Origin of the sequence: Paraburkholderia fungorum (genome assembly GCF_902833645.1) — a bacterium.
Lineage (GTDB): Bacteria > Pseudomonadota > Gammaproteobacteria > Burkholderiales > Burkholderiaceae > Paraburkholderia > Paraburkholderia fungorum.
This window is the reverse complement of the sequence record NZ_CADFGE010000002.1, coordinates 177319-191867: the sequence shown is the minus strand read 5'-3', so window position 1 is coordinate 191867 and position 14549 is coordinate 177319. Positions and strand designations below refer to the sequence as shown.

13 protein-coding genes are annotated in these 14549 nt (G+C 63.3%); 8 read left to right on the top strand and 5 right to left on the bottom strand.

Annotated features, from left to right (window positions below; genetic code table 11):
- Nucleotides 1-84: 84 nt before the first annotated feature.
- Complete coding sequence (locus HWX91_RS07585) at nucleotides 85-4308, top strand: CheR family methyltransferase (protein WP_081832931.1); 4224 nt, start codon at nucleotides 85-87, stop codon at nucleotides 4306-4308.
- Nucleotides 4309-4333: 25 nt separating this feature from the next.
- Here HWX91_RS07585 and HWX91_RS07580 read toward each other — a convergent pair whose 3' ends face one another.
- The 4 genes from HWX91_RS07580 to HWX91_RS07565 all read right to left on the bottom strand — a co-directional run bounded on the left by HWX91_RS07580 (nucleotide 4334) and on the right by HWX91_RS07565 (nucleotide 6679).
- Nucleotides 4334-5353, bottom strand: coding sequence for a class I fructose-bisphosphate aldolase (locus tag HWX91_RS07580; RefSeq protein WP_028194535.1), 1020 nt, complete (start codon nucleotides 5351-5353; stop codon nucleotides 4334-4336).
- A gap of 81 nt (nucleotides 5354-5434) precedes the next feature.
- Nucleotides 5435-5755 carry a thioredoxin family protein gene (locus HWX91_RS07575; RefSeq protein ID WP_028194534.1) on the bottom strand — a complete coding sequence of 107 codons (321 nt, stop codon included), beginning with the start codon at nucleotides 5753-5755 and terminating at the stop codon, nucleotides 5435-5437.
- 139 nt (nucleotides 5756-5894) lie between these two features.
- Nucleotides 5895-6182: a hypothetical protein gene (locus HWX91_RS07570; protein WP_028194533.1), complete on the bottom strand. Its 288-nt coding sequence runs from the start codon at nucleotides 6180-6182 to the stop codon at nucleotides 5895-5897.
- 80 nt (nucleotides 6183-6262) lie between these two features.
- Nucleotides 6263-6679: a MarR family winged helix-turn-helix transcriptional regulator gene (locus HWX91_RS07565; RefSeq protein ID WP_028194532.1), complete on the bottom strand. Its 417-nt coding sequence runs from the start codon at nucleotides 6677-6679 to the stop codon at nucleotides 6263-6265.
- A 237-nt stretch (nucleotides 6680-6916) separates the two neighbouring features.
- Between HWX91_RS07565 and HWX91_RS07560 the strand changes: the two genes are divergently transcribed.
- The 4 genes from HWX91_RS07560 to HWX91_RS07545 all read left to right on the top strand — a co-directional run bounded on the left by HWX91_RS07560 (nucleotide 6917) and on the right by HWX91_RS07545 (nucleotide 10932).
- Nucleotides 6917-7234 carry a DUF2628 domain-containing protein gene (locus HWX91_RS07560; protein WP_028194531.1) on the top strand — a complete coding sequence of 106 codons (318 nt, stop codon included), beginning with the start codon at nucleotides 6917-6919 and terminating at the stop codon, nucleotides 7232-7234.
- Nucleotides 7235-7351: 117 nt separating this feature from the next.
- Nucleotides 7352-8734 carry a sugar efflux transporter gene (locus HWX91_RS07555; protein WP_244144019.1) on the top strand — a complete coding sequence of 461 codons (1383 nt, stop codon included), beginning with the start codon at nucleotides 7352-7354 and terminating at the stop codon, nucleotides 8732-8734.
- Between the two features lie 302 nt (nucleotides 8735-9036).
- Entirely contained in the window at nucleotides 9037-10212 is a 1176-nt protein-coding gene (gene gnd, locus HWX91_RS07550) for a phosphogluconate dehydrogenase (NAD(+)-dependent, decarboxylating) (protein WP_255246770.1), read from the top strand.
- A gap of 15 nt (nucleotides 10213-10227) precedes the next feature.
- Nucleotides 10228-10932: an HAD family hydrolase gene (locus tag HWX91_RS07545; protein WP_028194528.1), complete on the top strand. Its 705-nt coding sequence runs from the start codon at nucleotides 10228-10230 to the stop codon at nucleotides 10930-10932.
- Between the two features lie 37 nt (nucleotides 10933-10969).
- On the opposite strand, the gene HWX91_RS41050 is transcribed toward HWX91_RS07545, so the two are convergent.
- Entirely contained in the window at nucleotides 10970-11095 is a 126-nt protein-coding gene (locus tag HWX91_RS41050) for a hypothetical protein (RefSeq protein WP_255246769.1), read from the bottom strand.
- A gap of 201 nt (nucleotides 11096-11296) precedes the next feature.
- Here HWX91_RS41050 and HWX91_RS07540 point away from each other — a divergent pair, with 201 nt between their 5' ends.
- From HWX91_RS07540 to HWX91_RS07530, 3 genes are all read left to right on the top strand, one after another.
- Nucleotides 11297-11536 carry a hypothetical protein gene (locus HWX91_RS07540; protein ID WP_028194527.1) on the top strand — a complete coding sequence of 80 codons (240 nt, stop codon included), beginning with the start codon at nucleotides 11297-11299 and terminating at the stop codon, nucleotides 11534-11536.
- Between the two features lie 31 nt (nucleotides 11537-11567).
- Nucleotides 11568-11771 (top strand): hypothetical protein, encoded by a 204-nt coding sequence (locus HWX91_RS07535; RefSeq protein ID WP_106354674.1) that lies wholly within the window; start codon nucleotides 11568-11570, stop codon nucleotides 11769-11771.
- 380 nt (nucleotides 11772-12151) lie between these two features.
- Nucleotides 12152-14545 carry a phosphoketolase family protein gene (locus HWX91_RS07530; RefSeq protein ID WP_028194526.1) on the top strand — a complete coding sequence of 798 codons (2394 nt, stop codon included), beginning with the start codon at nucleotides 12152-12154 and terminating at the stop codon, nucleotides 14543-14545.
- The last annotated feature ends 4 nt before the right edge of the window (nucleotides 14546-14549 follow it).

Genomic DNA, 14549 nt, shown 5'->3' with positions numbered 1-14549 from the left:
AAGAAGCCGTGAGAAAGCGGCGAAGGCCTGACGCTGCAAGACTGCGCGGGCGCCGTCACGCGGCGTAGCGCACAAGGGATGGGTATGGCGGGTAGTGAAACAGGGGCGTCTCCGGCAAACACGCAATCAATCGCGCCAACGGACACGCAAACTGACAACGCAGCAACGAATACCGACAGCGCGGACGTCTCGGCGGCGCGCACGCCTGGCCCGGAGACCCGTTCGCTCGATTTTCCAGTGGTGGGCATCGGTGCGTCCGCCGGCGGCGTGCAGGCACTGCTGCATTTCTTCGAGAATGCCACGCCCGACATGGGCATGGCATTCGTGGTCGTGCTGCATCTCTCGCCCGACCATGCGAGCAGCGCGGACCAGGTTCTGCAGCACGCTACCGACATGCCGGTGCTGCAGGTGCAGCACCCCGTCCAGGTCGAAAAAAATCACGTCTATGTCATTTCACCGTCGAACGATCTGTCGTTCGACGACGGCCATCTGACTCCCGTCGAAGCCGGCCGGCCGCGCGCCCGCCCGATCGCCATCGACCTGTTTTTCCGCAGCCTCGCCGACACCCACCGCGAACGCGCGATTGCCATCGTGCTGTCGGGTACGGGCGCGGACGGCGCGACCGGCATCGGCCGCATCAAGGAGCAGGGCGGTCTGACTATCGCGCAAGAACCGGCGGATGCCGAATACCCGGAAATGCCGCAGAACGCGATTGCCACCGGTATGGTCGACCTCTCGCTGCCGGCCGCGCAGATGCCGCGCAAGCTGCGTGAACTGGCCGACAACGCCCGCGCGATCCGCTTGCCGCCCGCCGAAGACGAACCCGAAACGCTGGCCGCCGCGCAGCCCGATCCCGTGTCCACCGCCGAGCGGGCTTTGCTAGGTGTGCTCGCCACCTTGCGCGCACGCACCGGCCACGATTTCCGTCACTACAAGCGTGCCACGATCCTGCGGCGTATCGAACGCCGTCTGCAGGTCAACGGTATTGCCGATCTGCAGACGTACCAGGACTACGTCCTCACCCATCCCGAAGAAACCCCGGCGTTGCTCAAGGACATGCTGATCGGCGTGACCAATTTCTTTCGCGATCGTGAAACCTTCGAGGTGGTCGAGCACGAGATCGTGCCCAAGCTGTTCCAGAAGAAATCGCAGGACGATCCGGTGCGTGCCTGGATCGCCGGCTGCGCGACCGGAGAAGAAGCCTATTCGCTCGCCATGCTGCTCGCCGATCATCCTGAGCGTCAGGAGGGCATACCGGTCCAGTTGTTCGCGACCGATATCGATGAGCGCGCGATTGCTTTCGCACGCGCCGGCATCTATCCCGAGTCAATTACCGCTGACGTCTCCGCGCAGCGCCTGCGCCACTTCTTCATGCCGGAGCGCTCGCACTTTCGTGTGACCAAGGCTATCCGCGAAAAGGTGCTGTTCGCCGTGCACAACGTGCTGCGCGACCCGCCGTTTTCGCGCGTCGACCTGGTGTCGTGCCGCAATCTGCTGATCTACCTCGATCGCAGCGTGCAGAGCCAGGTGCTGCAAATGTTTCACTTCGCGTTGCAACCCGGCGGCTATCTGCTGCTCGGCAGTTCGGAATCCGCGGAGGCTGCAGGCGATCTGTTCACGCCGGTCGACAAGAAAAACCGCATCTACCGGGCCAACGCGGTGACCAGCGCGGTGCGCCCGCCGATCAGCATGCCGGTCGTGCAAAGCGGCGGCACGGCTGCCACGGCGAGCGCCGGTCCCACGCCGCCGCTGCCGCAGAGCCTGCCGTTTTCGGCCTTGCATCAGCGCATTCTCGAGCTCTATGCGCCGCCGAGCGTCGTGGTCGATACGGACGCGAACATCCTGCATATGTCCGAGCACGCCGGCCGTTTCCTGCGTTTCGTGCGCGGCGAACCGTCGTATAACCTGATCATGCTGGCGAACCCGGCTTTGCGCCTGCAACTGCGCGGTGCGCTGTTTCAGGCGATGCGCGGCAACAGCGAGGTCGTGACCGCGCCGATCGAATTCACGTCCGAGGCGCAGGTGCGAATTATCGTGCGCCCGTACCGGCGTGCCGAAGATGCACCGGAATTCGCGCTGGTGCTGTTCGAAGAGAGCGCGGCCGGGACCGCCGTGCCCGCCATTCAGCCGAGCGGACCAGCCGCGCAGGATTCACTGCTGGGCCACCTCGAAGACGAACTGCACCGCACGAAGCAGGAGTTGCGCTCCACGGTCGAGCAATCGGAAGCGTCGACCGAAGAGCTGAAAGCGTCGAACGAGGAATTGCAGGCGATCAACGAGGAATTACGCGCGGCCACCGAAGAGCTCGAGACCAGCAAGGAAGAGCTGCAGTCGTTGAACGAGGAACTGTTTACCGTCAACGCGGAGTTGCAGGCGAAGATCGAGGAAACCGGCAAGGCCAAAGACGATCTGCAGAACGTGATCGCCTCGACCGGCATCGCGACGGTATTCGTCGATCGCGAGATGCGCATCAAGCGCTATACGCCGGCCGCGACGGAGCTGTTCAACGTGATTCCCTCCGACGTGGGGCGCCCGCTGCACGACATTACGCACCGGCTCGACTACCCGCAATTGGCCGACGACACGGCCACTGTTTTCGACTCGCTGCAACTGATCGAGCGTGAGATTCGCGGCGTCGACGGCCGCCATTTCCTGACGCGCCTGTCGCCGTACCGTACTACCGACGATCATATCGACGGCGCGGTGCTGACCATCGTCGACATCACAGCATTGCGGCGCGCCGAGCAGCTGGTGCGCCAGAGCGAAGCGCGCCTGCATCTCGCCGCGCAAAGCACCAACGACTTCGCGATCGTCGTGCAGGATCTGGATGGCCGCGTGGTCACCTGGAACAAGGGCGCGGAGCGGATTTTCGGTTACAGCGAGAGCGAGATGGTCGGCCAGTTGCTCGACCGGCTCTATCTGCCGGAAGAGCGCGAAGCCGACGAACCGCTTGCCGAGCGGCAGCGCGCTCGCAACGACGGCCGGGCCGAAGACGAGCGCTGGTACGTTCACAAAAGCGGCACGCGGCTTTATTGCAGCGGCGTGATCACGCCGGTTGCATCGGATAACTTCAGCGGCTTTGCGAAGATCGTGCGCGATCTGACACAGCGTAAAGGCACTGAGGCACTCGAGCAGCGCAAGATTTCTCTTGAACGCTCGATGCGCCAGAAGGTGGAAGCGGCCAGCCGGCTGAAGGACGAATTCCTCGCGGTGCTATCGCACGAACTGAAGAACCCGCTGAACCTGATCCACGTGAAGGCGGACATGCTGGACCGCGCACCGTCGACGCAGGGACTGCCCGTGGTGCGCGACGCGGCCGATGCGATTCGCCGTTCGGTGATCAGCCTCGCGAAGATCATCGACGATCTGCTCGATCTGTCGCGCGTGCGCACCGGCAAACTGGCGCTGGAGCGTTCGCGCGTGGACATTGCGGCAATCACGGCGCAGGTGAGCAGCGCGATCGAAGCCGATGCGCTGGCACATCACGTAAGCGTGACGGTGCACGGCCTGGCCGAGCCGTTCTTTATCGACGTCGATCCCGTGCGCTTCGAACAGATTCTGTGGAATCTCGTGAGCAATGCCGTGAAGTTTACGCCGCAGGGCGGGCAGGTGAGCCTGACCCTCTCGCGTGAAGACGGTCATGCCTGCATCGAGGTCCAGGATACCGGGCGCGGTATCGAAGCGGGCTTTCTGCCGAACGTATTCGATATGTTCAGCCAGGCCGAAGGCGCGCATCGGCGCCATAGCGGTGGCTTGGGAATCGGGCTCGCGCTCGTCAAGCAACTGGCCGAGATGCATGGCGGCCATGTGCAGGCGGAATCCGCGGGCCTCGGCAAGGGCGCGCGGTTTCGCGTCTGGCTGCCGGCCGACAGTACGGTGGCGCAGCCCGAAACCCGCGAGATGCCAGGAGACGTCAGCTTGCTCAAAGGCATGCGGATACTATTGATCGACGATGCAGTGGAAAGTCTGCAGGCGTTCCAAAGCCTGCTCGAACTCGAAGGCGCGCAAGTCTGGCCTCAGGCCAATGGCGCTGACGCACTGGCCGTTGCCGGCCGCCAGCCGTTCGATCTGATCCTCTCGGATATCGGCATGCCCGGCATGGACGGCTACGAACTGATCGCCGCGCTGCGCAAGCTGCCCGCCACCGCCTCGGTGCCGGCGCTTGCGCTAACGGGCTTCGGCCGGCCGCAGGACGCCACGCGGGCGATCCGCGCCGGCTATGACGGCCATCTCGGCAAGCCGGTTTCGCTGCAGGCGCTGCTCGACAAGATTGCGCGCGCCACCACCGCGAATCGTGAGCAGCCGTAGAGACCGGGGCTCAGGCACGTCGAGGCTAGCCCTTTTCCTGCTCTGCGTCGTACTTGCCGAGCGCCGCCGCGCTGTTCAGACGGGCGCGCTTGAGCAAGGCGGCCTGCGCTTCCTTGACGTTGCCCGGCTGGCCTCGCCACGCTTGCAGCGGCGGTTCCTGCAACGCCCGGCCATACGAGAAGCTCAGATTCCACGGCAGCGGCCCGAGGCGATTCATCGCATCGAGATTGGCGGTTGCCTCTTCCGGCGTCTGGCCGCCGGACAGGAACACAATCCCGGGCACCGCCGACGGCACCGTGCGCTTGAGTACCCGCACGGTGTGCGTGGCGATATCGGCAACCGTCGATTGCTGCGCGTGTTCGGCGCCCGCCAGCACCATGCTGGGCTTCAGCAGAATATGTTCGAGCACCACGTGGTGCCGGTGCAGCGCGTTAAAGACTTCATGCAGGACGGCCTCGGTCACTTCCGCGCTGCGCCCGATCGTGTGGTCGCCGTCCATCAACACTTCCGGTTCCACGATCGGCACAATGCCCGCCTCCTGCGAGATCGCCGCATAGCGCGCGAGGGAGTCGGCATTGGCTTCGATGGCAAGGCGGCTCGGCAGGCTCGCCGTGATGTTGTAGACCGCGCGCCATTTCGCGAAGCGCGCGCCTTGCCGCTTGTAGTCGGCGAAGCGCCTCGCGAGACCGTCGAGGCCTTCGGTGATTTCGTCACCTGGCGCGAGTGCGAGCGGAATCTTGCCGAGGTCCACCTTGATGCCGGGCACGATGCCATTGCTCGCGGCGAGTTGTGGAAACGGCGTGCCGTCGTCCGCTTTCTGCCCGAGTGTTTCTTCGTACAGGATCACGCCGCTCACGAAGGCGCCGAGCCCCGGCGTGGTGAGCAGCAGGTTGCGGTAAGCGCGGCGGTTTTCCTCGCTGGATTCGAGGCCGATGGTCTTGAAGCGTTTAGCGATGGTCGGGCCGCTTTCGTCGGCGGCGAGAAGACCTTTGCCGGGTTGGACCATTGCATTGACGGTGGCTTGCAGCTCGCTACGGGTGTCCATGAGGTGTGCTCCCTTGGTGTCTTTGCTGATGTGCGTCCCTGGTGTGCGTTCTTTAGTCCGGGTTGCGGACGAATTCCTGCATCAAAGTGAAGCGAAAGCGCTGGCGATATCCGCGGCGCTGGTTGGGCGCACGATGCGTGCGACCTCGGCGCCGTCGCGCATGAAGACCAGCGTGGGCCAGAGTTTGACCTTGAAGGAGCGGCCAAGTGGGCGCCCCGGCCCGTCTTCGACCTTGAGATGCCGGACGCCGGCATGAGGCTCGAAAGCCTTGGCGATCGACGCTTGCGCGCCCTGGCAGAAACCACACCAGTTCGTGCCGAATTCTATAACCGTGGCGCCCGGCAGGGCGTCGATCTCCGCTCGGGAGGGCGCGTGCGGAGAATAGGGGATTGGGCTTGCCATAAATGCTCCGATACTTTTTTCCCTTCGCAGACAGCGATTTGCGCTCGCGCGCGACGCTGCCGTGGGTGGATTAGGTAAAGAGTATCAGCTATGGCCGGGATCGTCAGTGGCGAGGGCAACGCAATGCGACGCAAAGCCGTCATCGCGCGCATTGCTCCGCCGCGAGGGCCAAAGCGTCCTGTTTGGCGGGGTTCTGAAAAAAGTCCTCGACGCTGACATGCTGCTCGTTCGCGAGCGCTTGCAAGCAGCGCTCGTTGTTGCTGCGCACCGCTGCGGGCGCGCAGGCAATCGCAATGCCCAACAGGATACAAAGCGACAACCCGATCGCGGCGCCGAATATCCAGTTCGCCGCGACTCGCGTGCCGCCTGACACGCTTGCTGTGACCCTACCCGTTGCGGTGCCGCGCTGACTCGCCAGATGGTTCATTCGATTTTCTCTCCGTATATGGTTAGCAAGACAACTATCTGGTAAAAAAGCGCCATGCCGAGGCGCCTTGACGAGGCACCTCATCCCAGCGCCTTACGCACGTCATGCATGGATGCAACGGCCGCTTCGAACAACTCCGGGCCCACCCTGGCGCGCAGATTCTTCGCTATTTGCGCGCTGGCTTCGTTGATGGGCCGCTCAAGCGCCTTACCCGCGCGGGTGGCATACACCCGCCATTCGCGGCCATCGGTTTCGCCTTGACGGCGCTCCACCAGCCCCTTGTCGTTCAGGTTGTCGATCAGCCGCGTCACGGTAGGGCGCGCGATGCCCAGCAGATCGGCCACCTGGCTGCTCAGACAACCGGGCGTGGCAAGGACCACGCGCAGCACGAAACCCTGCGGCGGCGTCAACCCGAAGCCGGCGTACGCGGCGCCCCATTCGCGCTCGACGAGCCGCGACAAGGCGGACGAATTGAAGTAAAGGCAGTGATCGAACATGGCTGCTATTGAAACGCAATATGGTTAGCAAGGCAACTAAAATTTGACGGCGCAATCGGGCTGCATCAGGTGCGGTAAGTCAAGCGATGCGGAACTGCGCTGAGCGATGTTGCGCTACGCCAGGAGGGCCGGCGGCTGCGGCGTCCCCAAGATGTCACGCAGGCGCATACGCTTGCCAGCGTGACATGTTAAACGTCATGATTCGCTCTAGCCGCATCATCGCATTCAGGAAAGGACATGGCAGAAAGGATCTATCTTCAGCGCCCCGGGCAGGACGACGTTGTCGCGGTCGCCACGGGCTTCAGCTGGGGCGCGTTGCTGCTGGGCTTCGTCTGGGCGATGTCGAAGAGAATGTGGTTCGCCGCTTTCGTTATGCTGGGTGTCAGCACGATACTGTTTCTCAGTGGCTTATGGGGCGACACGATCGGCACGATCGGATTGGTGCTGTCCGTGCTGTTCGGTGTTGCCTGCGGTGTCTACGGCAACCAGTGGCATCGCTGGACGCTCGAGAAGCGTGGCTACGTAGTCATGCAGCAGACGGGCGAGGGGAGGTAACGGTGCCGGTGGCGTCAGCTTTCCCGCCGCGATCTTTTGTGTCCCGAATTTGGGATGTGAGGCGCACAGGTTTACGTTCCCGCAAGCCAAGCCGATAATCCTCCGGTTGTTCCGGCCATGAAACCCGCGGTTTGCGTCACGCGCCGCGAACCTGTTTTCCCTGACCCACCGCTACTTGCGTTGAAAACCTCCCGTTTTTTCGACCTGCTGCACATCCCGGGCTTCAAGCCACTGGCCGCCGCGACCCTGATGCTCGGCGTGGCGATGTCGTTCACCGCGCCTTATCTGTCGCTCTTCGGCGTTGAACGCGCCGGCATGACGCCGCTCAGGCTCGGCCTCTTCATGACGCTGATCGCCGCCAGCGGGGTGCTCGCCAGCACCTTCGCCGGCCGCTGGAGCGATGCGAGCGGACGGCACCGGCCATTGCTGCTGGCGGCACTGGTGGCGACCACACTGGGCTATCTGTGCTTATGCGTGGTGCGTGACTACCGGCTATTGCTGGTGGTCGGGATTGTCTTTATCGGCGCGGGCGGCTCGGCCATGTCGCTGGTGTTTTCGTTCAGCCGCGCGGCGCTGCCGGTATCAAGCGCCGCGGAGCGTGCCTTCGCCAGCGCCACCTTGCGGACCATCCTGTCCGCGGCGTGGGTGTTCGGCCCGTCGGTGGGCGCGCTGGTGCTAGCCGGCGCCGGCTTCTATGGGCTCTTCCTGTTCGCGGCGGCGAGTTTCGCGGCCTGCGCAAGCATCGTCTGGCGCATGCGCGAGCCGCAAGGCCATCTGGGCGATCACACGGTGGAGGACACGGCCGCCGAGCCGTCCGCCTCGATCACGGTCCCACCGCTGATCGCGCCCGGTGAAAATGCGCACGAAGACCTGCCGGGCGTTGCTTCGCCGAATGACATTCGCCGTGCCGTGGCCGCGCTGACCTTGCTCGGGCTCGCCGCGAACGCGACCATGATCGTGTTGCCGCTTTATATCGTGCATGGCCTGAACGGCACGCATCTGGATGTGTCGGTCATGCTTGGCCTCGGCGCCTTGACGGAGATTCCGATGATGCTCGCGCTCGGCGCGAAGTCGTCGACGCTGCACAAGCCCAACTGGCTCGGCGCCTGCGCGGCGGTGCACGCGGTGTATTTCGTGGCGATGTCGCTGGCCGGCAGCGTCCATGTGCTGATCCCGATGCAGATACTCAACGCCTTCGTCGTCGCGGTGACCTCGTGCCTGGGCATGACCTATGTGCAGGACCTGATGCCGCAGTCGCCCGGCCGCGCGACCGCATTGTTCTTCAATGCTGCGCGGGTCGGCTCGATTCTGTCCGGCGTGCTGTCCGGTTTGCTGGTGGAGGCGTTCAGCTATCGCGGCACGTTCCTGTTCTGCGGTTTGCTGGCGCTGTGCGCGCTGGTGCTGTTCGCCGTGCCGGGTGAGCGCTATCCGCAGATGTGGCGTGCGGTGCGGCGTTTTGCGCGCACGCAGTACCGGAAGGTTCAGGCACGGCGGCGTTGAGACTCCAGTCGTACAGCCACCTCTGCGCACGTCCGGTGTCGCCCTCACTGCTCCAATGCTGCGAGGGTGGTCGCGACGCGATCGCGCTTTGGTGCTCCAGTGCTCCGGTCCTTTAGTGTTTTAGCGCCCAATGAAAGTGTAAGAAGATAGTTGGCCAAATCGAAGCCTGCCTCACGACGACGGCGTCTTACCGATCCACGCCCGGAACTTTAGCTTGCGCAAAACCTCTGCAAAGAAGCGTATCGTCGTTTGACGCATGCGGGGCCCGATTCGCTGCAAGGACGATCCGGGGCTGCTACCGTGTGTCCGTCGGATCACGCAAAACGCAACTACAGCAACTACAGTTAGGAAAGTCGCTTACCGCGCACGGAACGTGCGGTAAGACCCCGGCACGCCGAACCAGATCGGAACGCGCAACGAGACATTTTCCGGAGCGAGATATGCAGCTAGGCATGATTGGATTGGGACGCATGGGCGCGGACATGGTGCGCCGCCTGACGAAGGGCGGTCAGCAATGCATCGCTTACGACGTACAGCCGGCCGCAGTGGACAAGCTGAAGCAGGAAGGCGTGGCAGGTGCCGCGTCGCTTGAAGATCTGGTCGCGCAATTGCAAAAACCGCGCGCGGTGTGGCTGATGGTGCCCGCCGCGGTGGTCGACCAGACGCTCGACAAGCTCGTGCCCTTGCTCGAACCCGGCGACATCGTGATCGACGGCGGCAACTCCTATTACCACGACGACATTCGCCGCGGCGCCGAACTGGCGAAGCGTCAGCTTCACTATGTCGACGTCGGCACCAGCGGCGGCGTCGCGGGACGTGAGCGCGGCTACTGTCTGATGATCGGCGGCGAGGCCGAAGTCGTGAAGCGGCTCGAGCCGATTTTCTCGACGCTCGCGCCGGGTGCGGGCGCCGCGCCCGCCACGCCGGGCCGCGCAGCCGGCGCCAGCACCGCGGATCAGGGCTTCCTGCATTGCGGCCCGCAGGGCGCGGGGCACTTTGTGAAGATGGTTCACAACGGTATCGAATACGGCATGATGGCCGCGTATGCCGAAGGCCTGAACATTCTGCGCCATGCCGACGCCGGCAAACACGCGCGCGAAGCCGATGCCGAAACATCGCCGCTGCGCCGCCCCGAGCTTTACCAATACGACCTGGATCTCGCCGAGGTCGCCGAGGTCTGGCGGCGTGGCAGCGTGATCGGTTCGTGGCTGCTGGACCTGATAGCGGGATCGCTGGCCGGCGACGCCGATCTGCAAAGCTACGCGGGACGCGTATCGGATTCGGGCGAAGGGCGCTGGACCGTCGCGGCGGCAATCGACGAAGGCGTGCCGACACCGGTGCTGAGCGCCGCGCTATTCGCGCGTTTCAGTTCGCGGGGTGACGCGGACTTTGCGAACCGGGTGTTATCGGCGATGCGGCACGACTTCGGCGGCCACGTTGAAAAAGCGGCCACGCCGGTCGACGGGCATAAGAGCTAATTCACGGGAGCCGTTATGGAAACCGCTAACGCCACGTCTCACGATGTCGTGTTCCTGTTCGATTGCGATAACACCTTGCTGGACAACGATCATGTGCTGGCGGATTTGCGCGCGCATATGGCGCGCGAGTTTGGCGAACAGAACAGCGCGCGCTACTGGGAAATTTTCGAAGGCTTGCGCGCGGAGTTGGGCTACGCCGATTACCTTGGGGCGTTGCAGCGCTACCGGCTGGAGCATCCGCGGGACACGCGTCTGCTGCTGATGTCGTCGTTCCTGATCGATTATCCGTTTGCGAACCGGCTGTATCCGGGGGCGCTGGATACGATCAAACATGTGTCCAGCTACGGCCCGTCGGTGATTCTGTCCGACGGCGACGTGGTGTTCCAGCCGCGCAAGATTGCCCGCTCGGGCTTATGGGACGAGGTCGAGGGCCGGGTTTTGATCTACATCCATAAGGAGCAGATGCTCGATCAGGTGATGGAATGTTATCCGGCCCGGCAGTACGTGATGGTGGACGACAAGCTAAGGATTCTGACGGCGATGAAGAAGGCCTGGGGCGAGCGGCTGACCACGGTCTTTCCTCGCCAGGGACATTACGCTTTCGATCCCAAAGAGATTTCCAGCAATCCGCCCGCGGACGTGACGATCGAGAGGATTGGGGAACTGGCCGATATCGACATCGATATGCTGCTGCGCGGAGGGACAGCAGGGGGTGCCTAGCTTGTCTCCCGTTAGGGCCGGCCCAGCCGGTGGCGTGCTAGCCAACGCCGAACAGTTTAACCAGCAAGCCGAACACGCCTACCAGGACGGCAACGCCGGCGCACAACAGCACGATCGACAGAACAAGAATCAGGGGCGTTTTGAAGCGGCTGGTTGTCGACATGGTGACCGTCTAGAGGAGGGGCGAGCAGTAGAGGACGCGGCAGATGCGATCCGCCATAGCGCATTTGGCACCCGAAGCTTAAGCGCCTTCACTTAATGTGCGCTTAAAGTCTAGCTCAAGAGCAGGAGTCTCTGGCACGCCAACGGCCCGGCTGCACAATGGCTTACAGACACGGCGGCCAATTGAGCGCATGATCCTTGCTTGGCGTGCATTTTTGTCAGGTTGGTTCAGAACCAGCCGCGCGCTCAACCGGGTGCCCATCTCCACGTCGCCGGCGATCAAACGCTGCGCGGCAGGCGGGCCCGCCAGGGGGAAATCATGGTATCGGCAATCCTCGGCATCGTGGGGGGCATGGCGTTGATGTTCGGCGCTTCACTGTACCTGCGTGAGCTTCGTCTCCTGCGTCGCCCGGACCGCCGCTGGACAGGAAAAAAACACTGATTCGCCCCACATCCTCGAAAAGGGAGGCTGTATGTCACTACCTTCTCAGCGGCGCTCACCATCGCCGTTGCGTCAAGCCGATTCCCCAGGCGCTGTGCGCGACCGGCGCACCGAACTCGGCCGGGCCGACGAGGCGCGCGCCGAACAACGCGAACGCGACGACGCGCGCAACGATCCCAATGCCAGCAAATGGCGCTACCAACCACCTCAACGCAAAGAGAAAGAGCAGGCGTAAAGCGTCCGGCTGGATAGCAGCGAACCGGCGCCGGCCGGTGTTCGGGCCGGCAGTCGGATCGGCCGCTCCACGCGCGATGCTTCCTGTTCACACATACACCGCGCATACACCGCGCGTACACAAAAGCGACGCACATCCGTCGCAAGATCAGACGTTGGACAATCGCGTCGAACCATGACGCGCGCTTCCTGTCACACCCCTGACGATTCCCGGCCACATTCCCAAAAACCGTAAGCAACGGACCTTTGCCGATCCCTCCGCGTTATGTCATGCGCATGACAGATCGGCTAGCGTTGCGGGTTTTCTTCATCGGCCGCGTCACGAACAATCGCTGCAGCACCCGCTAACCTGCCTGACAGTCCTTTTCAAGGAGCGACGCCATGGCCGAAGCAACCTCCCGTCCCACCCCGCCGACCACCCTCGACCCCGACACGTTGCGCAAGATGGACCGCTACTGGCGCGCCTGCAACTACCTCTCGGCCGGCATGATCTACCTGCGCGACAACCCGCTGTTGCGCGAACCACTCAAACCCGAACACATCAAGAACCGCCTGCTGGGCCATTGGGGCTCGGACCCGGGGCAAAGCTTCCTGCTGGTGCATCTGAACCGCCTGATCAGGAAGCTCGATCTGAACGTGATCTATCTCGCCGGCCCGGGTCACGGCGCGCCTGCCACGCTGGCCCACAGCTACCTCGAAGGCCATTACTCGGAGATCTATCCCGACCGCAGCGAGGACGAAGCCGGCATGCGGCGCTTCTTCCGGCAGTTCTCGTTTCCCGGCGGCATCGGTTCGCATTGCACGCCCGAAACGCCGGGCTCGATTCACGAAGGCGGCGAGCTTGGCTACAGCCTGTCGCACGGCTACGGTGCCGCGTTCGACAATCCCGACCTGATCGTTGCGGTGATGATCGGCGACGGCGAGGCGGAAACCGGACCGCTCGCCACCTCCTGGCACTCGAACAAGTTCCTCAATCCGATTCGCGACGGCGCGGTGCTGCCGGTTCTGCATCTGAACGGCTACAAGATCGCCAATCCGACGATCCTCGCGCGAATTCCCCGCGAGGAACTCGAAGCCTTGCTGATCGGCTACGGCCACAAACCGTATTTCGTCGAAGGCGACGATCCGGACACCATGCATCAGCAGATGGCCGCGACGCTCGAGCAATGCGTCGGCGAAATCCGCGCCATCCAGCAGCACGCGCGCGAGTCCAATGACGCGGCGCGGCCACGCTGGCCGATGATCGTGCTGCGCTCGCCGAAAGGCTGGACCGGACCAAAGGAAGTCGACGGCCATCAGGTGGAAGGTTCGTGGCGCGCGCACCAGGTGCCGGTGCTCGATCCGGTCACCAACAATAAGAGCTTGAAGCTCGTCGAGAACTGGCTGCGCAGCTACGAGCCGGAGTCGCTATTCGACGAAGCAGGGCGGCTGGTCGAGGAATTGCGCGAACTCGCTCCTGAAGGCACGCGCCGCATCAGCGCCAATCCGCATGCGAACGGCGGCTCGCTGTGCAAGACGCTTGACCTGCCGGCGTTTCGCGATTACGCGGTGGCGGTGAAAAAGCCCGCTGGTTCGTACACGTCGCCCACCGAGGTGCTCGGCACGTTTCTGCGCGACGTGATGCGCAACAATATGACGAACTTCCGCGTGTTTGGCCCGGACGAAACCGCCAGCAACAAGCTGACCGCCATCTACAAGGCCTCCGGGAAAACCTGGCTGGCCGAAACAATGGCCAGCGACGCCGACGGCGGCGAACTCTCGGTGGACGGCCGCGTGATGGAGATGCTGAGCGAGCACACGCTCGAAGGCTGGTTCGAAGGTTACGTGCTCACCGGCCGGCACGGACTGCTCGCTACCTATGAAGCGTTTGTCCACGTGATCGATTCGATGTTCAACCAGCACGCCAAGTGGCTGGAGAAAGCGAAGCGCGATCTCGGCTGGCGGCAACCGGTGCCGTCGATCAATCTGTTGATCACGTCGCTGGTATGGCGTCAGGATCACAATGGCTTCACGCACCAGGACCCGGGGTTTCTCGACGTCGTGACCAATAAAAGCCCGGACGTGGTGCGTATTTACCTGCCGCCGGACGCGAATTGCCTGTTGAGCGTCGCCGATCACTGCCTGCGCTCACGCGATTACGTCAACGTGATCGTGGCCGACAAGCAGCCGCATTTGCAGTATCTCGACATGGAGGCCGCGGTCACGCACTGCACCAAGGGCATCGGCATCTGGGATTGGGCGTCGACGGATCAGGGCGTCGAACCGGACGTGGTGATGGCCTGCGCCGGCGACATCGCGACCATGGAAGCGCTCGCCGCCGTGCAGATTCTTAAGGAGCACTTTCCCGAGTTGAAGATCCGTTTCGTCAACGTGGTCGATCTGTTCCGCCTGATGCCCGAACATGCGCATCCGCACGGCCTGTCCAGCCGCGATTTCGATTCGCTGTTCACCGCCAGCAAGCCGGTGATTTTCAACTTCCATTCGTACGCGTCGCTGGTGCACAAGCTCACGTACAACCGTACCAACCACGACAATCTGCACGTGCATGGCTATCGCGAGAAAGGCAACATCAACACGCCGCTCGAACTGGCGATCATCAACCAGGTCGACCGTTTCTCGCTGGCGATCGACGTGATCGACCGTGTGCCGGTGTTGCGCGGCGTCGGCGATCATGCGAAGGAATGGCTGCGTGGGCAGATCATCGAACATCTGGCTTATGCGCATGCCGAGGGCATCGATAAGGAAGAGATCCGCAACTGGACATGGAAAGGCTGAGCGA